Source organism: Pseudomonas sp. GNP012, from assembly GCF_054343835.1.
This window is the reverse complement of the sequence record NZ_JBTGUU010000001.1, coordinates 2835720-2861228: the sequence shown is the minus strand read 5'-3', so window position 1 is coordinate 2861228 and position 25509 is coordinate 2835720. Positions and strand designations below refer to the sequence as shown.

The following is a 25509-nucleotide window of genomic DNA, read 5'->3' as shown; positions in this document are numbered from 1 at the left end:
TTACAGCATGGACAATCTGACACTGCGTTATTACGACGCCGAGATGCGCTACCTGCGCGAAGCCGGGCAGGAGTTTGCGCAAGCGTTTCCCGACCGCGCGGCGCAGTTGAACCTGGACAAACCCGGCGCCCGCGATCCCTATGTGGAGCGTCTGTTCGAGGGCTTCGCTTTCTTGATGGGGCGCCTGCGCGAAAAGCTCGACGACGACTTGCCGGAGTTGACCGAAGGCCTGGTCAGCCTGTTGTGGCCCCATTACCTGCGCACCATTCCCTCGCTGTCGATCGTGGAGTTCCAGGTGGAACTGGCACAGCTCAGGCGCAGCGAGCTGATCGCCGCCGGGCAGGAGGTGCTCTCGCAACCCATCGGGCCGCAGCGTACCGTATGCCGTTACACCACCACCCAGGACCTGCGGCTGCAACCCATCGAATTGCAATCCTTGCGCCTGGCCCATGAGCCCGACGGCCGCTCGCTGCTGCGCCTGCGGTTTGCCTGCGCAACGGCGATCGACTGGAGCCAGATCGACCTCAGCCGCGTGCCGATGTACCTGAACGCCGATGCCCCTCTGGCCAGCGCGCTGCATCAGGCCCTGACCCTGCATGCCCAGGCGTTGTATGTGCGTCTGCCGGGCGAGGCGCAACGAGTTGCACTGGCAGGTCATTTCGCACCCAAGGGCTTTGCCGACGAGGACCGTTTGTGGCCAAAGGGCGACAGCGCGTTCAGTGGGTATCAGTTGCTGCTGGAGTATTTCACCTTCCGCGAGAAGTTCATGTTCGTCACGCTCCATGGCCTGGAACAGGTGAGCATCACACCGGGCATGCCCTGGTTCGAGCTGGAGGTGGTCCTGCGCGAGTCGTGGCCGCAGGCATTCAACCTGAGCGCCGAACACCTTCGCCTGCATGCGGTACCGGTGATCAATCTGTTCACCCTGGAAGCCGATCCGATGCCGCTGGATCCATTGCAAACCGACTACCTGTTGCGTCCCATGCGCCTGCAGGACGGTCACACGGAAATTTACTCGGTGGACCGGGTCACCGCATCGAAGAACACCGAGCGTCTGGACTATGTGCCGTTCAGCAGTTTTCGTCACAAGGGCGGAATGTTGCGCGACGAGGCGCCCGAGCGTTACTTCCATACCCGCCTCAAGCGAGGCGCCAATGGCCTGCACGATACCTGGCTGATTCTCGGGGGCGACGGCTTCGATCAGGATCGCTTGCAGGGCAGCCAGAGCCTGTCCCTGCAACTGACCGGGACCCACGGCCTGCTGCCACGCAAGGCGCTGCAAAGCACCCTGCTTGATGGGCTGGTCAACACCGCCGTGAGCGGCTTGCGCGTGCGCAATCTGAGCGCCCCGACCTTGCCGTGTTATCCGCCGAACCGCGATCGTTTCCACTGGCGGGTACTCAGCCACCTGGGCTCCAACTTCCTGCCGATGCTCGATAACGCCGAAGTGCTGCGCGGCACCCTGGCGCTGTACGACTGGACCGGCAGCGAACTGAACCGCCGTCGCCTGGCGGCCATCGTCGAAGTCAGGCACCACCTGGTGCAGCGGTTCGAAAAGGGCTTTCTGCTGCGCGGCGTGGACATCGAAGTGACCCTCGACGCCCATGGCTTTTGCGGCGAGGGCGACATCAGCCTGTTCGGCGAAATGCTCCATCGCTTCTTCGCGCTGTACGCCGACATTCACCTGTTCAACCAGCTCACGCTGATCCTTCAACCTACTGGAAAGTGCCTGCGATGGAACGAGAACCACAGTCAGCGTATTCCCGGCTGAAAGCCTGCGGATTGCTCGAAGTGCTGGAGGGGCGGGTGGCCGAGGCCAGTCTGTATCGGTTCTGCCAGCTGCTGGAGCAAGCCCTGCCAGGCCATCCACCGCTGGGCAGCACCAGCCATCCGGCAGACGACCCGGTACGGTTTCGCCCGGACCCCGGCATGGGCTTTCCCGCCGGTGAGCTGAAGTGCATCGAGATCGATGACCGGCAGCCGCTGCGTCCGGCGACGGTGCGTACGCGGCTGTTGGGCTTGTACGGCGTGGATTCGCCATTGCCGACGGCTTTTGTCGACGACATTGCCCAGCGCCGCGACGGGCATGAGGCGCTTGAGGCGTTTCTGGATATTTTCAACCACCGGATCTTCACCCAGTTCTATCGGATCTGGCGCAAGTATTCCTACCCGGCCACCTTCGAAGCCGGCGGCAGTGATGCGACGTCGCAGTGTCTGCTGGGTCTGGTCGGTCTTGGCATTCCCGGCACGGCCAAGCGCATTGCCACGCCGGTTTCGCGGTTTCTCGCGCTGCTTAGTGTGATGCGCATGCCCACCCGCAACGCCGAGGGCATCACCGCTCTGGTGTCGCTGCTGGCTCCAGAGACCCGGGCCAGGATCACGCCGCACTGGCCACAGAGAATCCCCCTGGCCCATCCGGCGAGTCTGTCCGCGAGTCGTCCGGTCAGCCTGTCCCAGGGCACGCCGCTGGGGAGCAGCGGATTCGACGCCAACAGCCAGCTGCACTTGGCGCTGTTCACCAGGGACCGGGACGAAGCACGGGGCTGGTTGCCCGATGGCCAGTTGTATAACGATCTGCTGGTGTTGCTGCGGGTCTACCTGGGCTGGCGCTGCACCGCCAGGCTGCAGTTGTCGCTGCCGGTGCGCAGCTTGCCGCAACCGGTGCTGGGGCGGGCGCCGATCCGCCTGGGCATGACCGGCATGCTGGGTTCGGGCAGTGACACCTGGCAGGGCGCGGAACACGACACCATCACCATCAATCTGGGCCGCTACCAGGGCCTGTCGAAAAACACTCGGAACAGGGAAGCACAGCATGTCGCGTACCGTTGGTAATTCATTGATCCTGACGACGCTGGCGGTAGTGCTCGCCGGCTGTGGTGTCACTCAGACTGTCTCGGAAGGCACGGCATCTGCCACCCGCTCGATTTTCTACAAACAGGTGAAAGACTTGCGCCTGGATTTCAGTGCCCGCACGGCCATCAACACTGATGTTGCGGACATGAATGCGATGTCGGTCCCGACGCTGGTGCGGGTCTATCAACTGAGCGACAGCAAGGCGCTGCAGAGGGCTTCCTACGACAGCCTGCTCGGTGGCGACGAGCAGGCGCTGGCCGGCAATTTGCTCGATACCCGGGCGCTGGTGATCAAGCCTGGCGAGGGCGCGAAACTGGATGTGCCGCTGGACAAGGACGCGCGGTTCGTCACGGTGGTCGCGCTGTTTCGTAACCCCGATGTGCAGATGAATACCTGGCGCCTGACCTTGAACCGCGACGATCTCGACCCGGACCGGGCACGGGTCATCGAGCTTGGGGACAACCAATTGACCTTGCGCGCATTGGCCCGGGACTGACCATGTCTGACCTCAATCCATCGCTTTACGAAACACTGCTGCAGAACTTCGACGGTGACCTGGACCTGTATCAAGTCAATGAAGAGGACCAGCACACGCTGTCGGTACTGGACAACCTGCAACGCATCCTCAACAGCCGGGCCGGAACACTCGCGCACCTGCCCGATTACGGTCTTCCCGACATGGGCCAGATCCTCCAGGGCCTACCGGGCTCGGCGCACGTGTTGATGAGAGCCATGCAGGACACCCTGAGCAAGTACGAACCGCGTCTGGCGACCTTGCACATCGAGTTGCTCGAGCAAGCTTTGCCAGGTCATCTGGACTACAGCCTCGACGTGCTGCTCAAAAGCGGCCGGCAGGTGACCTTCGGTACCACACTGGCAGCGGAGGGCAAAGTCCTGGTGCGCCATCTGAAACGACAGCAATGGCTGTCGAAATCCTGAACTTATAAAGCAACGGAGGCTGACGGTGCTATTTGAAATGCGTATTCGACTGGGCGGTGATCCGCGCGGTCATGGTGAGTTTATTGCGCTGCGCGAAGAGCTGGCGAAGTTGAGTCATCCGGCCTGTCCCGATGTAGATTGGGCGAGAGTGGAGCAGTGGTGCCTGGCACTGTTCGAACACAACGGCGCAGACCTGCAGACGGCCGCCGCGTTTGCCCTGGCGCGCAGCCAGCGGCATGGCGTGGAAGGCATGACCCAGGGGGTGACGCTGATCGAAACCCTGTGCGGCCAGTGGGCGGCCTGTTGGCCACCCATGGCGTCGGTGCGCCTGGATATCCTCGTCTGGCTGTGCGTGCAGTGGCAGGCGTTGTTGCGCAATCTGGCGCCGGGAACACAACACTTCCCCGAGTTGCTTCAACTGGACAGCGGGCTGGCGCGTCTGCAGCAGCGCCTGGAGCTGCAGGCACAAGCGCCGGTGGTGGCCCTGCATGCCTTGCGCCAGCAGATCGAGAGCCTGATCCGGCGCATGCAGCGCAGCAGCGTTGTGGTCGGCACGCTATCGCCGCCTGCAAGGGAGCCGGCGCCGGCTGTGATGATGCCCGTGGTGATATTGCCGCCCAACCCCTTGCCCATGCCTGAAATGCCGCCGGCGAAGCGTCCCCTGGCCCGGTGGCTTTGCGCTGCAGCCGTTGTGACGGGCCTGGTCAGCGGAGCCTGGTGGCTGGGCTCGACCGGCGTCGCCGAGCAACGCCTGGCGCATCTATTGCAGCCGCCGCCGACTATTGTCGGGCCTGTGCGCCTGGACAGCCTGTCGCTGTTCGACGCTGGTAGCGCCGAGCTTAAGCCGGGCTCGACCAAGATCCTGATCGGCGCCCTGGTCGACATCAAGGCCCAGCCCGGTTGGCTGATCGTCATTGGCGGACATACCGATGGCCGTGGAAACCCGCAGGACAATCTCCTGCTCTCCCACGCGCGAGCTTCTGCCGTTCGTGACTGGATGCAACGCATGGGCGACATCCCCGACAGTTGCTTTGCGGTCCAGGGCTTTGCCGCCAGCCAGCCGGTCACCAGCAATGACAGCGAGTCCGGGCGCGCGGCCAACCGACGCGTCGAAATCAGCCTGCTGCCCCAGGCGGGCGCCTGTGGCCAGGAAACGCCGGGGGAGCGTGCTGCGCAAGCCTGAGGTGAATGCAAAACCAGGCGCTGACGCAGACCCGGGTCTGCAACAGCGCCTGCCCGGGGATCAAGCCTTGATCACATACCCATACGCCCGGGTACGACCGCCTTCCTGCTTCAGGTACACCCCTTGCAACTCCGGCGTGAAGCCGGGCAAGCGGTTGATGCCTTCCTCCAGCGCCAGGAAGTATTTCAACACCGCGCCCCCCCAGATTTCACCCGGCACCACGCAAAGCACGCCCGGCGGGTAAGGCAATGCGCCCTCGGCGGCAATGCGCCCGTCGGCATCGGCCAGCGCCACCAGTTCGACGTTGCCGCGGATGTACTCGATTTGCGCTTGCTGCGGGTTCATGGCCTTTTTCGGGAAGTGCTCCTTGCGGAACATGTCCTTCTGCAACTGCTGCACGTTGTGGTGGCGATACAGGTCGTGCATTTCCTGGCAGAGCTGGCGAATGCTGTAGTTGCGATAGCGTTCCTGATGCTGCGCGTAGATGGCCGGCAGTACCCGGCTCATCGGCGCGTCATCGCTGATGAAGCGTTCGAAGCGGGCGATCTGGGCGGCCAGGTGGGTCATCTTCGCCCAGTCTTCGGCCGGGGTGAGCAGGAACAGGATCGAGTTGAGGTCGCACTTTTCCGGGACGATGCCGTTCTCGCGCAGGAAGTTGGCGAGGATGCCGGCGTGAATACCGAAGTCGGTGTAGCTGCCGTCCACCGGGTCGATGCCCGGCGTGGTGAACAGCAATTTGCACGGGTCGATGAAGTACTGCTTCTCGGCGTAGCCGGCAAAGGCGTGCCAACGGTCCTTGGGATGGAACTCGAAGAAACGGATGTCGTTGGCGATGTCTTCCGTTGGGTAGTCTTCCCAGGCGCGCCCTTCGATGGTGTCCGGCACGAACGGGCGGACCATGGTGCAGGCTTCGAGGATCAGCTTGCGCGCTTCGATGCCGAACTTCACGCAGTCTTCCCACAGGCGCAGGCCGCTGCGGCCGGAGTGGATGCGGGCATTCACATCCAGCGAGGCGAACAGTGGGTAGAAGGGGCTGGTGGAGGCCTGGGCCATGAAGGCGTTGTTCAGCCGGTGGTGGTTGCAATAGCGGGCCTGGCCCTTGATGTGCCGGTCTTTCTTGTGCACCTGGGAGGCCTGGGAAAAACCGGCCTGCTGTTTGTGCACCGATTGGGTGACGAAGATGCCGGGGTCGTTTTCGTTCAGGTCGAGCAACAGCGGTGAGCAGTCTTTCATCATCGGAATGAACTGCTCGTAGCCGACCCACGCCGAGTCGAACAGGATGTAGTCACACAGCTTGCCGATGCGGTCGACCACTTGCCGGGCGTTGTACACGGTGCCGTCATAGGTGCCCAACTGAATGATCGCCAGGCGGAACGGTCGAGGCAGCTGGGCCTTGTCCGGGGCGACTTCGGCAATCAGCTCGCGCAGGTAGCCTTCGTCGAAACAGTGGGCGTCGATGCCGCCGATGAAGCCGTAGGGGTTGCGCGCGGTTTCCAGATACACAGGCGTGGCCCCGGCCTGCAGCAGCGCGCCCTGGTGGTTGGACTTGTGGTTGTTGCGGTCGAACAGCACCAGGTCGCCCGGGGTCAGCAGGGCGTTGGTCACCACCTTGTTCGACGCCGAGGTGCCGTTGAGCACGAAGTAGGTCTTGTCGGCGTTGAACACTTGCGCGGCGTGTTTCTGCGCCAGCAGCGCCGGGCCTTCGTGGATCAGCAGGTCACCGAGCTTGACGTCGGCATTGCACATGTCGGCGCGAAACAGCGTCTCGCCGAAGAAGTCGAAAAACTGCCGGCCGGCCGGGTGCTTGCGAAAGAACTGGCCGCCCTGGTGACCGGGGCAGGCGAAGGTCGCGTTGGCGGCCTCGGTGTACTTCTTCAGTGAGTCGAAGAATGGCGGCAGCAGGCTGTCTTCATAGGCTCGGGCCGCTGTTTCCAGTTGGTTGCCATGGTACTCGGCGTTGGCGCGGGTGAGATCGAAAATGCCGTTCACCTGCAGCAGCACGTCCGTCAGGTGCTTATAGACTTCCCGGGGACGGTTGGCTGAATCCGGCGAGGCCACCAGGAAAATCGGAATGTCGAAACCGGTGCGCTGAATGGCACCCAGGGCGCCGGCCATGACGTCATTCACAGACACCACCGCCACGGCGACGTTGGTGAAATCGGTCTGGCTGAGCGCTACCACTTCCCGAGCGTTCTTGAAGCTTGCGGCGGCGCCATCGCTGGCGGCTATTTTCAGGGGTTTCATCGTGGCGTCTCCATGCGGGCACTCAATTGTCCGCAACTTTTTAAGAGATCAATTTCCGGGGGCGCCTTCCAGTACCCGCTGATCGGAAATCGTGTCACCACTGGTTATAGAGCATATTCCTGATCTGTCAGCCTTTTATCGCGACCTTGCACATCTTGACGCCTCACGACCTGTCGGTCAGGCGTGTACCAGCGCAATGGTGAACGAGACCACGATCATGCACGCAAAGGCAAAATTGATATTCATGAGGTTTCCATCCAGGACATGAGTGACGGCGCCATCTTGAACAGCTAAGGGGAAAATAAAAAATTCGCTGTAATGATTTGAAAGATCGAAAAAAATGATACCGGGCGGGTTCGTTGTTTTTGCCGGGGGTTGCGGATACTCTCGTGCAACACGCAGTTACACGCATAAACGGGCAAAAACATGCAAGACAACCATTCTGCGACGGAACTGCCGTCAGTGCGCCGGCAAAAAATCCTGTTGATCCTCGAGCGTGACGGCAAGGTCATGGCTTCGGAATTGAGCCAGCATTTCGCGGTGTCCGAAGACACCATCCGCCGCGATCTGGCGGAACTGGCCAGCGCCGGCCTGGTGCAGCGGGTGCACGGCGGGGCGTTGCCGCGGCCCAAAGACACGGGCAAGGACTATTTCACCCGGATCAGCGAAACCGATGAGGTGAAAACCCATCTGGCGCAACTGGCTGCACAACGGGTGCAGGACGGTCAGATCGTGGTGTTCGACTCGGGCACCACCACCTTGCAGATCGCACGTTCGCTACCGACGGACATCGCCATCACCGCGATCACGGCGTCGCCGATGACGGCTATTACCCTGTCCGAATACAAAGGCATCAAGGTGATCCTGGCCGGGGGCCAGCTGAGCCCGGCGACGATGTCGGCCAGCGGCCACGAAACCTTGCGGCTGCTGGCGGGCATCAAGGCCGATCTGCTGTTTACCGGGGTCTGCGCGATTCACCCGCAGGTGGGCTTGAGCTCACTGCATTTTGATGAAGTGCCGGTGAAGCAGGCGATGCTCGATTGTGCGTCCCATGTGATTGCCGTCACCACCGCCGATAAGCTGGGCGCGGTGGAGCCCTTTGTCGTCGCGCCTTGCAACCGAGTGCACACGCTGATCACCGAGCGGCATGTGGCGTCTGGCAATGTCGAGGACTACCGGGTGTTGGGGATTGAGGTGGAGCAGGCTTGAGCTTTTTTTGCTGGCAGATGTGTTGAATGTGCCGGCCTCTTCGCGGGCAAGCCCGCTCCCACAAGGGTTGTTTGTCGGCCTCTAAATTTGTGGTCGACATAAATCCCTGTGGGAGCGGGCTTGCCCGCGAAGAGGCCAGCACAAACAACATCCATGTTGAATGTATTGGCCAATAACCTCAGCGCAATCGCTCAAGCATCTGGTAGTACCACATCCCGGCAGCCAGCATCGGGTTGCCCAGCAGGTCGCCCATGGGCACGCGGATGTGCTGGCAGGCGGCGAAGGTGTCGAACTGCCCCATTTGGCCTGTGATCGCGCGGCCCATGATTTCACCCATGATGTGGGTGGTGGCGATGCCGTGGCCGGAGTAGCCCTGGCAGTACCAGACGTTGTCCGACAGCTTGCCCAGTTGCGGGATGCGGTTGATCACGATGCCCATCGCGCAGCTCCACTGGTAATCGATGGCCACGCCTTTGAGCGCCGGGAAGGTCTGCTCGATGCACGGGCGCAACTCGGCGGCGATGTCCCGTGAATCCTTGCCGCTGTAGTTGGCGCCGCCACCGAACAACAGGCGACCGTCAGCGGTGAGGCGGTAGTAATCGAGCACGAAGCGGCAGTCGTAGACCGCCAGGTCTTCGGGGTTGATCTGCCTGGCCAGATCGCCCAGCGGCGCGGTGGTGACGATGCCGCCCATGGCCGGGAAAATCTTGCCCTTGAGCTTGCCCGGCTCCAGCTTGTGGTAGACGTCGCCGGCCAGCAGTACCTGATTGGCTTCGATGTGCCCGTGGGCGGTGCGTACGCCAGGGCTCTTGTGAAGGCCATCGCCATGGATGATCTCCAGCACTTCGCTGTTTTCGAAGATCAACGCACCCAGGCTTTCGGCGGCGCGGGCCTCGCCAATGCACAGGTTGAGCGGGTGCAGGTGCATGTTGCGGGTGTTCTTGATCGCGCCGTGGTAGAGGTCGCTTTGCAGCAGGTCGCGCACCTGGCTGCGGTCGAGCAGGCTGACTTCATCGCCCATGCCACGGCGCACCGCCTCGTCGTAATCCTTGCGCAAGCCGCCCATGTGCGCGGGTTTGTACGCGGCGTGCAGGTGGCCGTGCTTGAGGTCGCAGGCGATGCCGTATTTTTCCACGCGCTGCCGGATGATCTGGTGCCCGCGCCAGCGCAGGTTCCAGATGAAGTCGTCGACCTCATCGCCGATGGTGCGGCGCATCTGTTTGCGCATGGCTTCATCGCCCGACAGGCTACCGGTGACCTGGCCGCCGTTGCGCCCGGTGGCGCCCCAGCCGATTTTGTGGCTTTCGACGATGGCGACCTTCAGGCCTTTTTCCGCCAGCTCGACGGCGGTGGCCACGCCGGTGAAGCCGCCGCCGATGATCACCACGTCAACCTTGTGCCGGCCTTGCAGCGTCGGGTAATCGGTGTCCTGGTTGAGGGTGGCGGTGTAGTAGGAATTGCAACGTTGAGTCATGTCGGTGTCCACGCAAATTTGGGAGAACCCAATGCCAGCCAGTCGAAGTGCGCAACCTGTGGGAGCGAGCCTGCTCGCGAATGCGGAGTGTCATTCGACATATACGGTGAATGACACTCCGCATTCGCGAGCAGGCTCGCTCCCACAGGTATTGCATACGCTGAGCAAATGTAGGGATAGCGAAGGAGGGGGCTCGCCGATCAGGCGAGCGGGGCGCTATCCGGCGGACGTGCGGAGTGACGCAACTTGGAACGGCGCAGGGCCATGGGCAGGTTGACGATGCGCTTCATGCAATGCCGTCCGCGGCCAGCAGCGAGGTGGCCTGGATCGAAATATTCAGCAGTGACGGCAAGGTACGCATGGCGCAGGTTTCCGGCGGCGGAAATCGTCGGTGGCGAGTGGAACAAGCCATCCGGGGATGGCTGGATACTAGGGAGGATTAGCGCGCGTGTAAATAATTGATTCAGAACATCAGGTGCACCACCAGCCCGATCAACCCGCAGCCGATCAGCACCTCGATCACTCCGCGCTTGAACCGCAGCAAGGCAATGCCCGCCACGATGGCGATCAGCAGCGAAGGCCAGTCCAGTCGTCCTTCGAAGCCTTTGGGCCACAGCACGTGATAGGCAAAGAAGCACGCCAGATTGAGAATCACGCCTACCACGGCGGCCGTAATGGCCGTCAGCGGCGCGGTGAAGGTGAGTTCGTTATGCGTCGATTCCACCAATGGTCCGCCGGCGAGGATGAACAGGAACGAAGGCAGGAAGGTGAACCAGGTCACCAGCGTGGCGGCCACGGCGCCGGCGACAAAGGCTTGATCCGGGCCGAAGACCTGCTGCACGTAGGCACCGATGAAGCCGACGAAGGCGACAACCATGATCAAGGGGCCTGGAGTGGTTTCACCGAGCGCCAGGCCGTCGATCATCTGCGTCGGCGTCAGCCATCCGTAGTGACCGACCGCGCCCTGGTACACATACGGCAGCACCGCGTAAGCACCGCCAAAGGTCAGCAGCGCAGCCTTGGTGAAGAACCAGGCCATCTGGGTCAGCGTGCCTTCCCAGCCGAACAGGGCGGTGAGCGTGGCCATGGGCAGTGTCCACAAGATCGCACCGATCACCGCCAGACGCGCCAGTTTCAAACCGTTGAACCGGGCGTGTTCAGGAGACGGGGTGTCGTCGTCGATCACAGCCGGGCCGTAGGATTTTTTCGCCGCGCTGTGGCCACCGGTCCTGAATTTTTCCGGTGCCAGTCGTCCGCCGAAGTAACCGATGATCGCCGCCCCGAGCACGATCAACGGAAACGGCAGGTTGATCACGAAGATGGCCACGAAGGACGCAGCGGCGATGCCCCATAACCAGCCATTCTTCAGCGCCCGCGAGCCGATCCGGTGAGCCGCCTGCACCACGATGGCCGTGACCGCCGGCTTGATCCCGTAAAACAGTCCGGCGACCACGGGCACGTCACCAAAGGCGATGTACACCCAGGACAGCGCGATCAGGATGAACAGCGACGGCAGCACAAACAGCACGCCGGCGATCACGCCGCCCCAGGTCCGGTGCATCAGCCAGCCGATGTAGGTCGCCAACTGCTGAGCCTCGGGGCCGGGCAGCAACATGCAGTAGTTGAGGGCGTGCAGAAAGCGCCGTTCGGAGATCCAGCGCCGGCGTTCGACCAGTTCCTGATGCATGATCGAAATCTGCCCGGCCGGCCCGCCGAAACTGATGAAACCAAGCTTGAGCCAGAACAGGAAGGCTTCGCGCAGGCTGATGGTCCGGGGCTGGGGCACAGCCTGTTGCGTGATCGGGGAGGGCGTGGAGCTCAAGCGCGGGTTCCTTGTGCAGGGAAACGTTGAGCCCGTGACTGTAGCTATGCCGGAACGCGTTGCATAGCCGCCTCTTGTGGCGTATCTGCCCAGCGCTCGACAGCGGATCGGTCGCTGTCCCGGGCATCGACCCAGCGTGCGCCGCCCGCCACGTCTTCGCGCTTCCAGAACGGCGCGTCGGTTTTCAGGTAGTCCATGATGAACGCACAGGCCTCGAAAGCGGCCTGGCGATGCGGGCTGCTGACGCCGACAAACACGATCGGCTCACTGATCGACAACGGGCCGATCCGATGCACGATCTGCACGGCCCGCAGTGGCCATCGGGCCCGGGCGTTGTCGATGATCTTCTGCAGCGAGCGTTCGGTCATGCCCGGGTAGTGCTCCAGAAACAACCCGGCGACCGCCTCACCCTGATTGATGTCGCGCACGTAGCCGACGAAGTTGACCACGGCCCCTACGCCCGGATCGTTGGCCTGCAGGCTGGCGATCAACTGAGTGACGTCGAACACTTCACGCTGGACCCGAACCGTCATGTCTCAGCCCCCGGTGACTGGTGGAAAAAAGGCGATCTCGTCAAAGTCCTCGATCACCCGGTCCGGGTGGCACAGCTCCTGGTTCAGTGCGCACATCAGGTTGTTTTCACCGAGCACCTGGCTCCACAACTCGCCGCGAGCCATCAGCAAGCGGCGCACGTCTTCGATGGTCTTGAGGCTGTCGGTCAGGGGCAGTTTTTCACCGCCCAGGTTGAGCTGCTCGCGGTAACGGGCGAAGTAATTGATCAGGATCATTGTGCGTCCTCGAACTTGAAATGACCGGAGCGGCCTCCCTGTTTACTCAGCAGGCGGATGTCGTCGATGACCATGCCCCGGTCCACGGCCTTGCACATGTCGTAGAGGGTCAGGGCTGCCACACTGACCGCAGTCAGGGCTTCGAGCTCGACCCCGGTCTGGCCCTCGACGCGGCAGGTGCCGAGGATCTTCACGCTGTCCGGTGTGCAGGCCTTGAGTTCGACATGGATCGAACTGAGCAGCAGGGTGTGGCACAGCGGGATCAGCTCATGGGTTTTTTTCGCCGCCATGATGCCGGCGATCCGCGCCACGGCAAATACGTCGCCCTTGGGGTGGCCGTCGCTTTGAATCAGCTTCAGGGTTTGCGGGCGCATCCGCACCCAGGCCTGGGCCTGGGCTTCACGCTGCGTCGGGGTTTTTTCGCTGACATCGACCATGTTGGCGCGACCCTGGTTGTCGAGGTGGGTCAGGCCGTTGGGCGATGCATTTGAAATGTCTGTCATGGGAGGTTCCTGCGCTTACCAGCGCGGTGATCAGGTGAAGGCATCATGCCGGGCTGTAAATGCGTGGCGCGTTGCGGTGGGGGACGTGAATCAGGTTGAGGCGATGCTTGAGCGCCCATTGCACGGTCAGGGCGGTGGGCGCCGACAGGCTGACCAGCGTACCGAGCCTGGCCCTGACGGCCTTGTGGATCAGCTCCAGGCTGCAACGGCTGGTGACCACGGTGAAGCCCCTGCCGCTGTCGATGCCGGCGTGTTGCAGGGCGCCGATCAGCTTGTCCAGCGCGTTGTGGCGGCCAATGTCTTCGCGGCAGATCAGCGCGTTGCCGTTGCTGTCGAAGTACAGCGCTGCGTGCAGGGCGCCGCTGCTGCGGGCCATTTGCTGAGCCTGTTCGATGCGGTGGCGGATGTCGATGAAGTGCTCGGCGGGCGGCAGGGCAACCGGCTCGAGAATCTCCAGTTTTGGCAGGGCCTGCTCCAGCGCTTGCACGCCGCACAGTCCGCAGCCACTGGTACCCGCCATTTGCCGACGATGGTTCTTCAGCGCCCAGAACGCGCGGCTGGAGATCTGCACGTCGGCTTGAACGGCGTGGTCGAAGTGGGTCAGGCGCAGGTCGTAGATTTCACGCGGGTCCCGAACGATGTCGTTGCTGACGCTGAAACCGCGGATGAAATCTTCGAGGTTGCCCGGCGACACCATCATCACGGCCTGGCTCAAACCGTTGTAGGTGATTGCCAATGCGATCTCTGCGGCCAGTGCAGCCTGACAGACTGATGCGCCGTTGTCGTATTCGCGAAAGTTCACACTCAAGGGTTTGGGGGCGGGTGCGTTAGTGTCGCTTCGACAATCGGCTTGTTCAACTTTGCACAACATGAAAAGAACCTCGAAGCGCTGAATTAAGTTCAGGCTACGGGTAACTTTTCAAAGCGTCCAATCGCTTGTTCCGATGCACCGATTGGTGATGTCTATCACGGCGGGCAAACATCTATGGTTCGGTTTTATAAAACCGACAGTTGCTCAGTGGGTCCGGTTGAATAACGTTCGTGCTTCGGCGAAACACTTCTCGGCAATCGCCGAACGTGGCTCGGTTTTGCGCATCACCAGGCCCAGGGGCGCGAGCACGCTGGCATCGGGCAATTCGATGAACGACAGGTGTTCGATGGGCTCTTCCAGACCACTGTCCAGCGGCATGATGGCGCAGCAGAAACCTTCGTGGATCGCCTGCAGCAACTGGTAGGTCGAGTCGCTTTCCAGGATCGGCTGCGGGTCCAGTCCGCGGCTGCGAAAGCTCAGGTCGATGGATTTGCGGTAGTGCATGCCGTTGCTGAGCATCCCCAGCGGCAGTTCGGCGGCGTCCTCCCAGCTCATTTGCGTGCCGTCGAAATGGAAGTGGCGGGTGTCGTACAGCAGGCCGACGCGGGTCTCGCCGATCTCGAAAAACTCGAAATAGCTCGGGTTGACGTGGTCGAGGTAGCACACGCCCAGGTCCAGCTGATTGTTGCCCAGGCCCTCGATGATCTGGTCGGAACTCAGGGACGACAGGCTGTACTTGAGCTCGGGAAAGCTGCGGGACAGGCCCTGGATGTAGGTGACCGGGTTGAAGCTGCTGAGCGGCACCAGCCCCAGGCGCAGGTTACCCACGAGCTGGCCCCGGCACGCGGCGGCCTCGGCGAAGAGCCCGTCGTGGGCGGCCAGCAGGGTTCTGGCCCAGGCCAGTACACGCTCGCCGGCCTCGGTAAAACCTTCGAAACGCTGGCCCCGGGTGACCAGCACCAGGTCCAGTTCATCCTCCAGGTTGCGCAGGCGCATCGACAGGGTTGGCTGGGTGATGTGGCAGCGCGCGGCCGCCTGGCCGAAGTGGCGGGTTTGCTCCAGGGCGATCAGGAACTTGAGTTGTTTGATGTCCATGACGGCACCTGCTGGCGGGGGAGTGAAGGGTTAAGTATTGACGCGGGTGTGCAAGACACAAGGCAAGGCGGAAAACGTGAGGTGCGGACGATCTCATTGTCTTTGGCGTGCGTCCAATCACTGTTGTTTAAGGGGTTATCGACGGGCTCTATCAATGATGTTTTTTCAGGTCTTTTTATATTGATAGAGCGCCTCGATAGTCTGGTTGGTTATAGTGATTAGACACGGCTTGTTTTATAGAATTAGTCTCCGGGAGTCATTTAACTTAGCTATCTAATTCATGCCTGCCGGAGAACCCCATGAGCGTCAAACCGGATGCCTTGTTTATACCCTTGAATATTGCCGTACTGACGGTCAGCGATACCCGCGAATATGCCAATGACACTTCCGGCCAATTACTCGTCAGCCGTTTGCTGGAAGCCGGCCACACCCTCAGCGAGCGCAACCTGCTCAAGGATGACCTGTACAAGATCCGCGCACAGGTGGCGAACTGGATCGCCGACGACGGCATCCAGGTGGTGCTGATCACGGGCGGCACCGGGTTCACCGGCCGCGACAGCACCCCCGAGGCAGTGGCCTGCTTGCTGGATAAACAGATCGATGGCTTCGGTGAGCTGTTCCGGGCGATTTCGATCCTCGACATCGGTACTTCCACGGTGCAGAGCCGGGCGCTGGCCGGGCTGGCCAATGGCACGCTGGTCTGCTGCCTGCCGGGTTCCACGGGCGCCTGCCGCACCGCGTGGGAAGGCATCCTTGCCGAGCAGCTCGACGCGCGCCACCGGCCGTGCAATTTCGTACCGCACCTCAAGCCTGTGCAAGCCTGCGGGACGCGCGGATGAGCGCTTCACCCTTGATGCCGGTAGAGGACGCCATCGACCGTTTACTGACAATGGCCGAGGCGCAGTGGATTGAAGACAGCGAAGCCGTGCCGCTCAGCGCCGCGCGGCAACGGGTATTGGCCAATGACTTGCTCGCGACCCTGGATCTGCCGCCGTGGCCCAACAGCGCCATGGACGGCTATGCCCTGAATGTCGAGGGTTGGGGCGGGGAGCCGCTGGCCGTGTCGCAGCAGGTGTTTGCCGGTCAGGCACCCGAAGCCCTGGCACCGGGAACCTGCGCGCGCATCTTCACCGGCGCCCCGGTTCCGCCGGGTGCCGACTGCGTGGAGATGCAGGAGAACACGCAGGTACTGGATGACGGACGTATCCGCTTCAAGCAGCCCCTGAGCGCCGGCAGCAACATCCGCCCGCAAGGCCAGGAGAACCGCGTCGGCGATGTGCTGCTGCGCGCCGGAAAGCGTCTCGGTCCGTTCGAACTGGCGGTCGCGGCGGCGCAGGGCTGCACCCATGTGCAGGTGGTGCGCCGACCACGGGTGGCGTTGCTGTCCACCGGCGATGAACTGGTCGAGCCGGGCAATCCCCTCAAGCCCGGCAGCATCTACAACAGCAACCGGACATTGTTGAGTCATTGGTTGAATGCGTTGGGTTGTGAGGTCATCGATGCCGGCATTCTTCCCGACGAGCCACGCCAGACGCGGCTCAGGCTCGAACAGTTGCAACACACGGCAGACCTGATGCTCAGCACGGGCGGTGTGTCCGCCGGTGACGCCGACTGCCTCGGCCAGGTGTTGCGCGAGTGCGGCAAGCCGTTGCTGTGGAAACTCTCGATCAAACCCGGCAAGCCATTGACCGTGGGCCACTTCGGCCGCGTGCCGGTGATTGGCCTGCCGGGTAATCCGACATCGGCGTTGGTCACTTTCGGCCTGCTGGCCCGGGCTTATCTGTTGCGGATTCAGGGCGTGGAAGAGGTCGAGCCGTTGAGCTTCCCGGTCAACGTCGGCTTTGCCTGGCCCAAACCCGGAAGCCGCCGCGAATACCTGCGGGCGAAACTCGAAGACGGTCGAGCGGTGTTGTATCCGAACCAGAGCTCAGGCGTGTTGCTGGGCGCATCCTGGGCCGATGGACTGGTGGAAGTGCCGGAAGGTTGCACCCTGGAAATGGGCGACACGGCGCGGTTCATACCCTTCAGCGAACTGTTCTGACACTGCCCCCTTGTGGGAGCGAGCCTGCCCGCGAAGAGGCCGGCATATCCAACAGAGATGTTGGCAGACAGACCGCCTTCGCGAGCAAGCCCGCTCCCACAGTTTTGATCTTCAGTGAACGCCAATCCCGTGGCTACCCACAATCCCTGTGGGAGCGGGCTTGCCCGCGAAGAGGCCGGCACATTCAACAGAAATGTCGGCAGACAGACCGCCTTCGCGAGCAAGCCCGCTCCCACAGTTTTGATCTTCAGTGAACGCCAATCCCGCGGCAGGCCACAATCCCTGTGGGAGCGAGCCTGCTCGCGAAGAGGCCGGCACATTCAACACAGATGTCGGCAGACAGACCGCCTTCGCGAGCAAGCTCGCTCCCACAGTTTTGATCTTCAGTGAACGCCAATCCCGTGGCTACCCACAATCCCTGTGGGAGCGGGCTTGCCCGCGAAGAGGTCGGCACATTCAACAGAGATGTTGGCAGACAGACCGCCTTCGCGAGCAAGCCCGCTCCCACAGTTTTGATCTTCAGTGAACGCCAATCCCAAGGCTACCCACAATCCCTGTGGGAGCGGGCTTGCCCGCGAAGAGGCCGGCATATCCAACAGAGATGTGGGCAGACAGACCGCCTTCGCGAGCAGGCTCGCTCCCACAGTTTTGATCTTCAGTGAACGCCAATCCCACGGCTACCCACAATCCCTGTGGGAGCGGGCTTGCCCGCGAAGAGGCCGGTACATCCAACAGAGATGTCGGCAGACAGACCGCCTTCGCGAGCAAGCCCGCTCCCACAGTTTTGATCTTCAGTGAACGCCAATCCCACGGCTACCCACAATACCTGTGGGAGCGGGCTTGCCCGCGAAGAGGCCGGCATATCCAACAGAGATGTCGGCAGACAGACCGCTATCTACAGGTCTTGTGTGTTTCCTGAAAATCAGTTCAACACAAAATCCACCGGCTCCAGCTGCGGCGGCAACTCCGTCACGCCCAGTGCCGCCAGCACATCGCGCTCGATGTTGCGCACGATGGCGTCGGTGGGCAGGTCGTTTTCGTCGCGGCCGAAGGGGTCTTCCAGTTCGTCGGCAATCGCATCCAGGCCGAAAAAGGTGTAGCTGACAATCGCGGTGAAGATCGGTGTCAGCCAGCCCAGGGGTTCGGCCATGGCAAACGGCAGGAGGATGCAGAACAGGTAGATGGTGCGGTGCAGCAGCAGGGTGTAGGGAAACGGCAGCGGGGTGTGCTTGATCCGCTCACAGACCGCCTGGGCGTGGGTCAGGCCGGCCAGGTGGTTGGCCATGAGCGTGTAGCGCCAGTCGTTGATCGCACCGGACTCGTTGAGTGTCGAGCACTGCTGACCGACCTGCATCAGGATCTGCCCGCTGATGTCCGTGGTGTTGCCCTTGGGCATCGGGTGCAGCCAGTCGCCACTGGCGGTCAGTTCGTTTTCCTGGCGCAGCCGCGCGTTGAGGGCATGGGCGAAGCCGCACAGGTTGCTGAGGATCGTATGGCGCTCATCCGTGTCCTTGATCACCAGGGTTTCACGAATCATCGAGCGGACTTCGACTATCACATCGCCCCACGCCTTGCGCGCTTCATACCAGCGGTCGTAGCAGGCGTTGTTGCGAAAGCTCATGAAGATCGACAACGACAAGCCCAGCAGCGTGAAGGGCGTTGCGCTGACCTTGGAAAAGTAGCTGGGATGCAAGGTTTCGATGAGCACGATGGCCGAGGCGAGCAACGTCACCATCAGGCTGCGCCAGGCAATGCGCTTGGCAATCGAACCCTTGAGGGACGTCAGCACGCCGATCAGGTTGGGTTTGGGTCTCACGATCATGGGGTTCAGCCGCCCGTCATGCTCATGAAGCGAATGACCTGGACATCGTCGTTCACTTCGAAATTGTGTCGATAAGGCTTGAGTTTCATCGCCTCGATAATGGCTTTCTCCAGGCGCTCGGGCTGTCCGGGGTGGCTGCGCAAGACAGCCTTGAGATCCACCGAGTGCTCATTGCCCAGGCACAGCAGCAGGCGTCCTTCCACGGTCAGCCGCACCCGGTTGCAGGTGCCGCAAAAGTTGTGGCTGTGGGGGGAGATGAACCCCAGGCGAATCTGCGGCGCCTCGGCCAGGCGCCAGTAGCGCGACGGACCCTGGGTCGACTCGGCGGAGCCAATCAAAGTGTAGCGTTCGGCAATGCGTTCGCGGACCTGGGCGCTTGCAAAAAACGATTCTGCGCGGCTGTGCTCGTCGATGGTGCCCAACGGCATTTCCTCGATGAAGGAGATGTCGAGGTTGCGGTCGATGGCGAAGCTCACCAGATCATTGATCTCATGGTCGTTGCGCCCCTTCATCACCACGCAATTGAGCTTGGTGTTGCGAAAGCCCGCCTGGTTGGCCGCGTCGATGCCCTTGATCACCTGTGCCAGGTCACCGGTGCGGGTCAGTTCGCGAAAGCGTTGCGGGTCCAGGCAGTCGAGGCTGATGTTGAGGCGTTTGACCCCGGCCTCGAACAACGGCACGGCCAGTCTGGCCAGTTGCGAACCGTTGGTGGTCATGCACAGTTCACGCAGGCCGGGCAGGGCGGCGATCTTCTCGCACAGCTGCACCACGCCGGGACGAATCAGCGGCTCGCCCCCGGTCAGGCGGATCTTGCGGGTGCCCAGCGCGACGAAGCTTTGCGCCGTTTGATAGATCTCTTCCAGGGTCAGCACCCGTTGGCGCGGTAGAAACTGCATGTCCTCGGCCATGCAATACACGCAGCGGAAATCGCAGCGGTCGGTGACCGACATCCGCAGATAGTCCACGCGCCGGGAGAAGCCATCGATCAAGACTCGTTCTGACATGACACCCTCGCTTGGTGTTGGATGGGCTTTTGTGTAGGAGCGAGCTCGCGATGGTCGTTAACGAATGCGCGTGCTTACTGGCTAAACGCGGTGCTCTTGAGTCCATCGCGAGCAGGCTCGCTCCTACAGGTATTGCGCTGCTAACGGATCTGTTGAGCGCAGGTGTAGGAGCGAGCCCTGCTCGCGATGGTCGTTAACGGTTACGCGTGTTTACTGGCTAAACGCGGTGCTCTTGAGTCCATCGCGAGCAGGCTCGCTCCTACAGGTATTGCGCTGTTAATGGATCTGTTGAGCGCAGGCTAAGAGCAACTTTAACGGGCGTCCAATCACTATTAACAACCGGGTGATCGAGCGGGTCGATGATGAACTTTGTTTGTGGTTTAAAGGACTTTAATTGATTTTAAGTCATTGATAAATAATGATAAAAAACCGTGATAGAGCGTTTCGATAATGTAGTCGTAAATAGCGATTAGACAATAATTAATCCCCGTCCATATGCTTTTCTCCGTCAAACGATCAATGGCCTGAATCAGGTCACGGAGAAGTACCATGTCTCAAGTCGACCGCTACAAACCCTACAAAGGTGCCGCCGCCGGTTGGGGTGCACTGATTGCTGTTACCCGGAACTGGCTGGGCAGTGAAAACGCGCTGAAGAACATTCGCGCCATGCTCAAGACCAACCAGAACGGCGGCTTCGACTGCCCCGGTTGCGCCTGGGGCGAGTCGCCGGAAAACGGCATGGTCAAGTTCTGCGAAAACGGCGCCAAGGCGGTTAACTGGGAAGCCACCGGCCGTCTGGTCGACCCGGCGTTTTTCAACAAGTACAGCGTCTCGGCGCTGGCCGAGCAGAGCGATTACTGGCTGGAGTATCAGGGTCGCCTGACCCACCCGATGCGCTATGACGCGGCCACCGACCGTTACGTGGAAACCACCTGGGACGAGGCTTTCGCGCTGATCGCCCGGCACCTCAACGCGCTGGAATCACCGGACCAGGCCGAGTTCTATACCTCGGGCCGGGCCAGCAACGAGGCGGCGTTCCTCTATCAGCTGTTCGTGCGGGCCTACGGCACCAACAACTTTCCGGACTGCTCCAACATGTGCCACGAAGCCAGCGCGGTGAGCATGATCGAAAGCCTCGGCGTGGGCAAAGGCACCGTGGTGTTCGACGACCTGGAACATGCCGACGCGATCTTCGTCATCGGCCAGAACCCCGGCACCAACCACCCGCGGATGCTCGAACCCTTGCGCGAAGCGGTCAAGCGCGGAGCCCAGGTGATCTGCATCAACCCGCTCAAGGAGCGCGGACTGGAGCGCTTCCAGCATCCACAGCACCCGATCGAGATGCTCATGAACGGCTCCGAGCCGACCAACACCGCGTACTTCCGGCCGGCCCTGGGTGGCGACATGGCGGTGATGCGCGGCATGGTCAAGTTCCTGCTCCAGTGGGAGCGCGAAGCACAGGTCAGCGGCGGCGAGCCGGTGTTCGACCATGCGTTCATCGCCGAACACACCTCGGGAATGGGCGCCTACCTGGGCGAAGTCGACGCCACCAGCTGGGAGCACATCGAGCAGCAGTCGGGCATGTCCTTGGCTGACATCGAACTCGCCGCGCGCATGTACGCCCGGGCCAAACGGGTGATCATGTGCTGGGCAATGGGCCTGACCCAGCACACGCACTCGGTGCCGACCCTGCAGGAAGTCATCAACCTGATGCTGCTGCGCGGCAACGTCGGCCGGCCCGGCGCGGGCCTGTCACCGGTTCGCGGCCACAGTAACGTGCAGGGCGACCGCACCATGGGCATCAACGAACTGGCGCCCACCGAGTTACTCGATGCCCTGGAAAAACGCTTCTCCTTCAAGCCGCCGCGTGAGCATGGCCACAACACCGTGATGGCGATCGGCGCGATGGAGCAGGGGCGTTCGAAAGTGTTTATCGCCCTGGGCGGCAACTTTGCCCAGGCCACCCCCGACACGCCGCGTACCCACGCTGCGTTGCGCAAGTGCGACCTCACCGTGCACATCGCCACCAAGCTCAACCGCAGCCATCTGGTCACCGGTCGTGAAGCGCTGATCCTTCCGTGCCTGGGCCGCACCGACATCGACATCCAGGCCGAAGGGCCGCAAGGCGTCACCGTGGAAGACACCTTCAGCATGATCCACATCTCTCACGGCCAACTGAAACCCAAGTCCAAACACCTGCTGTCGGAACCGGCGATCATCGCCGGCATCGCTGCCGCGACACTGGGCAAGCACCCGATCGACTGGAACTGGGCCATCGGCGACTACGGCCGCATCCGCAACATGATTGCCGACACCATTCCCGGTTTCGAAGATTTCAACCGGCGCTTGCTGAACCCGGGCGGTTTCCACATGCCCAACGACGCGGCCAGGCGCATCTGGAAAACCGCCAGCGGCAAAGCCCAGTTCACTCCGAGCGTGCTGCCGCAGCACCTGATCAGCGAGGGCGTGCGTAACCTGGCGGTCAAGCCGCACTTGATCCTGCAGACCATGCGTTCCCACGATCAGTACAACACCACGCTGTACGGCCTGGATGACCGTTATCGCGGGGTCTACGGCATGCGCGACGTGGTGTTCGCCAACGAGCAGGACATTCGCCGGCTGGGTTTCGAACCGGGGCAGAAGGTCGACCTGGTGGCGCTGTGGGACGACGATCGCGAGCGTCGGGTCAGCGGTTTCACCCTGATCGCCTACGACATTCCGGCCGGTCAGGCGGCGGCGTACTACCCGGAGACCAATCCGCTGGTGCCGCTGGAAAGTTACGGTGACCGCACCTTCACCCCGACTTCCAAGTTCGTCGCCATCCGGCTGGAGCAGGCCAGGGCCAGCAACCTGATTTCGACCTCCGCTGCGTAGTACCGATCACTCAAGACTTTGTGGGAGCGAGCTTGCTCGCGATTGCAGGGTGCAAGGCGCCATTGATGTTGAAGGTGCCGGCCTCATCGCGAGCAAGCTCGCTCCCACAGTTTTAAATCCGCAATGAGGATTTCGATATGTTTAACCTGGAGGCACTGGACCTGGCGCGGATGCAATTCGCGTTCACGGTTTCGTTCCACATCATCTTTCCCGCCATCACCATCGGGCTGGCCAGTTTCCTGGCGGTGCTCGAAGGGCTCTGGCTTAAGACCCACAACGACACCTACCGCGATCTCTACCATTTCTGGTCGAAGATCTTCGCCGTCAACTTCGGCATGGGCGTGGTCTCGGGGCTGGTCATGGCCTACGAGTTCGGCACCAACTGGAGCCGCTTCTCCGACTTCGCCGGCAGCATCACCGGGCCTTTGCTGACCTATGAAGTGCTCACGGCGTTCTTCCTCGAGGCCGGTTTCCTCGGGGTCATGCTGTTCGGCTGGAACCGGGTAGGGCGCGGCTTGCACTTCTTCTCGACGGTGATGGTGGCCATCGGCACGCTGATTTCGACCTTCTGGATTCTCGCCTCCAACAGCTGGATGCAGACGCCACAGGGTTTCGAGATCGTTGATGGTCGCGTAATGCCGCTGGACTGGCTGGCCATCGTGTTCAACCCGTCGTTCCCGTACCGCCTGGCGCACATGGCGATTGCCGCCTTCGTGGCCACGGCGTTCTTTGTCGGCTCTTCGGCGGCCTGGCACCTGCTGCGCGGCAACGACACCAGACAAGTGCGCAAGATGCTGTCGATGGCGTTGTGGATGGCCTTGATCGTCTGCCCGATTCAGGCTGTGGTCGGCGACGCCCACGGCTTGAACACCCTGGAACATCAACCGGCGAAGATCGCCGCGATTGAAGGGCACTGGGAAAACAACGGTAGTGAAGCGACGCCGCTGGTGCTGTTCGGCATCCCGGACATGCAGGCCGAGAAAACCAGATACGCCATCGAGATTCCCTACCTGGGCAGCCTGATCCTGACCCACAGCCTCGACAAGCAAATCCCGGCGCTCAAGAGCTTCCCGAAAGAGGATCGCCCCAACGCGACGATCATTTTCTGGAGCTTCCGCGTCATGGCCGGGCTGGGCATGTTGATGGTGCTGGCCGGCGTGCTCGGCCTGGTCCTGCGTCGCAGCGGTGCCATCTACCGCAACCGCTGGTTCCTGCGCTTGATGCTGTGGATGGGCCCAAGCGGCCTGATCGCCATGCTCGCCGGCTGGATCACCACGGAAGTGGGGCGCCAGCCGTGGGTGGTCTATGGCCTGCAACGTACCGCGAATGCCGCGTCCAATCACAGCGTCACGCAGTTGAGCATCTCGTTGGCGCTATTCGTGGTGATCTACTTCTCGGTCTTCACGGTGGGTATCGGCTACATGATGAAACTGGTGGCCAAGGGGCCCAAACCCCATCACGAGCATGCGCCTGTGGGGCATTCCGATCAGGTGATCACACCGCGCCGGCCGCTGTCCGCCGACGCTGAAATCCTCGAAACCGACGCCCGCGTCAATTGAAGGAAGGGAGTTGAGTCATGGGTATTCAAGGTATCGATTTATCGCTGATCTGGGGCGTGATCATCGCCTTCGGCGTGATGATGTACGTGATCATGGACGGCTTCGACCTGGGGCTGGGCATTCTGTTTCCGCTGATCCCGGATGCGCAGGAGCGCGATGTGATGATGAACACCGTGGCACCGGTCTGGGACGGCAACGAGACCTGGCTGGTGCTGGGTGGCGCGGCGCTGTACGGCGCGTTCCCGCTGGCCTATTCGGTGATTCTCGAAGCGCTGTACCTGCCGTTGATCCTGATGTTGTGCGGCTTGATCTTTCGCGGCGTGGCGTTCGAGTTTCGCTTCAAGGCCAGCCCTGAAAAACGTCATGTCTGGGACATGGCGTTCATCGGCGGTTCGCTGCTGGCGACCTTCTCCCAAGGCGTGGTGATCGGCACTTACATTGCCGGTATCCCGGTGGTCGACCGGCAGTTCGCCGGTGGTTCGCTGGACTGGCTGGCGCCGTTTCCATTGTTCTGCGGAGTCGGCCTGATCGTCGCCTATGCGCTGCTCGGCAGCACCTGGTTGCTGGTCAAGACCGAAGGCATGCTCGAATCGCGCATGCGCCTGTTCACCCGGCCCCTGGCCTGGCTGCTGTTGACGGTGATCGGCGTGATCTGTGTGTGGACGCCGATCCTGCATCCAGACATCGCCACCCGCTGGTTTGCCCATGCGCACCTGGCGGTGTTCGCAGGCCTCGCGGTGCTGGCCTTGCTGGCGATGTTCGGCTTGCTCAAGACCCTGCGCCAACGCCACACCCATTGGCCGTTCGCCTTCACCCTGATGCTGGTGTTCCTCGGTTACATCGGCCTGGCGTTCAGTATCTGGCCGAACATCGTGCCGCCGTCGATCAGCCTGTGGGCGGCGGCATCACCGCCGACCAGCCAGTTGTTCATCCTGATCGGCGCGCTGTTCATCCTGCCGATCATCCTGATGTACACGGTCTGGAGCTACTACGTGTTCCGCGGCAAAGTGAGGATTGGCGATGGCTACCATTGATTCCCGTGAACCGGCACCGGCGCCTTGGTACAAGCGCCTGGGGTGGCTGGTGTTGATCTGGCTGGGCAGTGTGGTTGCGTTGGGGGTGGTGGCGGGGGCGTTGCGGATGTTGATGCAGGTGGCCGGGATGAGTAGTCACTGAGGTTCACTGAAAAAAACATGAAACCCGGAGCCCATGACAGGACTCCGGGTTTTTTGTTGGGTTGCGAAACTTTAAACCGAGGGCATTTCCTTTGGGGAAGCATTGATTTTTC

At 61.8% G+C, this 25509-nt stretch carries 22 protein-coding genes; 12 read left to right on the top strand and 10 right to left on the bottom strand.

The annotated features are described in order from the left end of the window. The first annotated feature begins 7 nt into the window (after window positions 1-7). From tssF to ACXX83_RS12705, 5 genes are read left to right on the top strand one after another with little or no spacing between them, the layout of a single operon-like run. On the top strand, window positions 8-1771 hold the full coding sequence (gene tssF / locus ACXX83_RS12725; protein WP_458548645.1) for a type VI secretion system baseplate subunit TssF: 1764 nt from the start codon (window positions 8-10) through the stop codon (window positions 1769-1771). Continuing rightward, window positions 1735-2832 (top strand): type VI secretion system baseplate subunit TssG, encoded by a 1098-nt coding sequence (tssG, locus tag ACXX83_RS12720; RefSeq protein WP_458548644.1) that lies wholly within the window; start codon window positions 1735-1737, stop codon window positions 2830-2832. The genes tssF and tssG overlap by 37 nt, the downstream gene beginning before the upstream one ends. Further along, window positions 2813-3349 carry a type VI secretion system lipoprotein TssJ gene (gene tssJ / locus ACXX83_RS12715; protein ID WP_015095550.1) on the top strand — a complete coding sequence of 179 codons (537 nt, stop codon included), beginning with the start codon at window positions 2813-2815 and terminating at the stop codon, window positions 3347-3349. The genes tssG and tssJ overlap by 20 nt, the downstream gene beginning before the upstream one ends. A 2-nt stretch (window positions 3350-3351) precedes the next feature. Next, window positions 3352-3792, top strand: a complete 441-nt coding sequence (tssE, locus tag ACXX83_RS12710) for a type VI secretion system baseplate subunit TssE (RefSeq protein WP_015095549.1) — start codon at window positions 3352-3354, stop codon at window positions 3790-3792. A gap of 37 nt (window positions 3793-3829) precedes the next feature. Next, window positions 3830-4975, top strand: a complete 1146-nt coding sequence (locus ACXX83_RS12705) for an OmpA family protein (RefSeq protein ID WP_458548643.1) — start codon at window positions 3830-3832, stop codon at window positions 4973-4975. 60 nt (window positions 4976-5035) lie between these two features. Here the strand turns inward: ACXX83_RS12705 and speF are convergent, their stop codons facing one another. Then, on the bottom strand, window positions 5036-7219 hold the full coding sequence (gene speF, locus ACXX83_RS12700; RefSeq protein WP_458548642.1) for an ornithine decarboxylase SpeF: 2184 nt from the start codon (window positions 7217-7219) through the stop codon (window positions 5036-5038). A gap of 426 nt (window positions 7220-7645) precedes the next feature. Between speF and ACXX83_RS12695 the strand changes: the two genes are divergently transcribed. Then, a complete protein-coding gene (locus ACXX83_RS12695; protein WP_458548641.1) occupies window positions 7646-8428 on the top strand; it encodes a DeoR/GlpR family DNA-binding transcription regulator in 783 nt (260 codons plus the stop codon). Between the two features lie 178 nt (window positions 8429-8606). Here the strand turns inward: ACXX83_RS12695 and ACXX83_RS12690 are convergent, their stop codons facing one another. The 7 genes from ACXX83_RS12690 to ACXX83_RS12660 all read right to left on the bottom strand — a co-directional run bounded on the left by ACXX83_RS12690 (window position 8607) and on the right by ACXX83_RS12660 (window position 14921). Further along, window positions 8607-9902, bottom strand: coding sequence for an NAD(P)/FAD-dependent oxidoreductase (locus ACXX83_RS12690; RefSeq protein WP_458548640.1), 1296 nt, complete (start codon window positions 9900-9902; stop codon window positions 8607-8609). Window positions 9903-10365: 463 nt separating this feature from the next. After that, window positions 10366-11724 carry a chromate efflux transporter gene (gene chrA / locus ACXX83_RS12685; protein ID WP_458548639.1) on the bottom strand — a complete coding sequence of 453 codons (1359 nt, stop codon included), beginning with the start codon at window positions 11722-11724 and terminating at the stop codon, window positions 10366-10368. Window positions 11725-11768: 44 nt separating this feature from the next. Beyond that, on the bottom strand, window positions 11769-12257 hold the full coding sequence (gene moaE / locus ACXX83_RS12680; protein WP_458548638.1) for a molybdopterin synthase catalytic subunit MoaE: 489 nt from the start codon (window positions 12255-12257) through the stop codon (window positions 11769-11771). Window positions 12258-12260: 3 nt separating this feature from the next. Continuing rightward, entirely contained in the window at window positions 12261-12512 is a 252-nt protein-coding gene (moaD, locus tag ACXX83_RS12675) for a molybdopterin converting factor subunit 1 (protein ID WP_116265157.1), read from the bottom strand. Next, complete coding sequence (gene moaC, locus ACXX83_RS12670; protein ID WP_102701244.1) at window positions 12509-13015, bottom strand: cyclic pyranopterin monophosphate synthase MoaC; 507 nt, start codon at window positions 13013-13015, stop codon at window positions 12509-12511. The genes moaD and moaC overlap by 4 nt, the downstream gene beginning before the upstream one ends. A gap of 43 nt (window positions 13016-13058) precedes the next feature. After that, window positions 13059-13886, bottom strand: a complete 828-nt coding sequence (gene fdhD / locus ACXX83_RS12665) for a formate dehydrogenase accessory sulfurtransferase FdhD (protein ID WP_458548637.1) — start codon at window positions 13884-13886, stop codon at window positions 13059-13061. A 144-nt stretch (window positions 13887-14030) separates the two neighbouring features. Beyond that, window positions 14031-14921, bottom strand: a complete 891-nt coding sequence (locus ACXX83_RS12660; protein ID WP_126046152.1) for a LysR family transcriptional regulator — start codon at window positions 14919-14921, stop codon at window positions 14031-14033. 299 nt (window positions 14922-15220) lie between these two features. Between ACXX83_RS12660 and moaB the strand changes: the two genes are divergently transcribed. Both moaB and ACXX83_RS12650 read left to right on the top strand, forming a co-directional pair. Next, window positions 15221-15760, top strand: coding sequence for a molybdenum cofactor biosynthesis protein B (gene moaB, locus ACXX83_RS12655; RefSeq protein ID WP_007976036.1), 540 nt, complete (start codon window positions 15221-15223; stop codon window positions 15758-15760). After that, on the top strand, window positions 15757-16962 hold the full coding sequence (locus ACXX83_RS12650; protein ID WP_458548636.1) for a molybdopterin molybdotransferase MoeA: 1206 nt from the start codon (window positions 15757-15759) through the stop codon (window positions 16960-16962). The genes moaB and ACXX83_RS12650 overlap by 4 nt, the downstream gene beginning before the upstream one ends. Window positions 16963-17884: 922 nt before the next feature. Here the strand turns inward: ACXX83_RS12650 and ACXX83_RS12645 are convergent. Both ACXX83_RS12645 and moaA read right to left on the bottom strand, forming a co-directional pair. Next, the gene (locus ACXX83_RS12645; protein ID WP_458548635.1) at window positions 17885-18784 is read right to left on the bottom strand and encodes a bestrophin family protein; all 900 of its coding nucleotides are present in this window, start codon (window positions 18782-18784) and stop codon (window positions 17885-17887) included. 5 nt (window positions 18785-18789) lie between these two features. After that, window positions 18790-19788, bottom strand: coding sequence for a GTP 3',8-cyclase MoaA (gene moaA, locus ACXX83_RS12640; RefSeq protein ID WP_458548634.1), 999 nt, complete (start codon window positions 19786-19788; stop codon window positions 18790-18792). Between the two features lie 549 nt (window positions 19789-20337). Here moaA and ACXX83_RS12635 point away from each other — a divergent pair. From ACXX83_RS12635 to ACXX83_RS12620, 4 genes are all read left to right on the top strand, one after another. Then, window positions 20338-22662, top strand: coding sequence for an FdhF/YdeP family oxidoreductase (locus ACXX83_RS12635; RefSeq protein ID WP_458548633.1), 2325 nt, complete (start codon window positions 20338-20340; stop codon window positions 22660-22662). Window positions 22663-22799: 137 nt separating this feature from the next. After that, the gene (locus ACXX83_RS12630) at window positions 22800-24221 is read left to right on the top strand and encodes a cytochrome ubiquinol oxidase subunit I (protein WP_458548632.1); all 1422 of its coding nucleotides are present in this window, start codon (window positions 22800-22802) and stop codon (window positions 24219-24221) included. Between the two features lie 17 nt (window positions 24222-24238). Continuing rightward, the gene (cydB, locus tag ACXX83_RS12625; protein ID WP_458548631.1) at window positions 24239-25255 is read left to right on the top strand and encodes a cytochrome d ubiquinol oxidase subunit II; all 1017 of its coding nucleotides are present in this window, start codon (window positions 24239-24241) and stop codon (window positions 25253-25255) included. After that, a complete protein-coding gene (locus ACXX83_RS12620; RefSeq protein ID WP_116265165.1) occupies window positions 25242-25397 on the top strand; it encodes a DUF2474 domain-containing protein in 156 nt (51 codons plus the stop codon). Before cydB ends, ACXX83_RS12620 begins: the two co-directional genes overlap by 14 nt. Window positions 25398-25509: the final 112 nt, after the last annotated feature.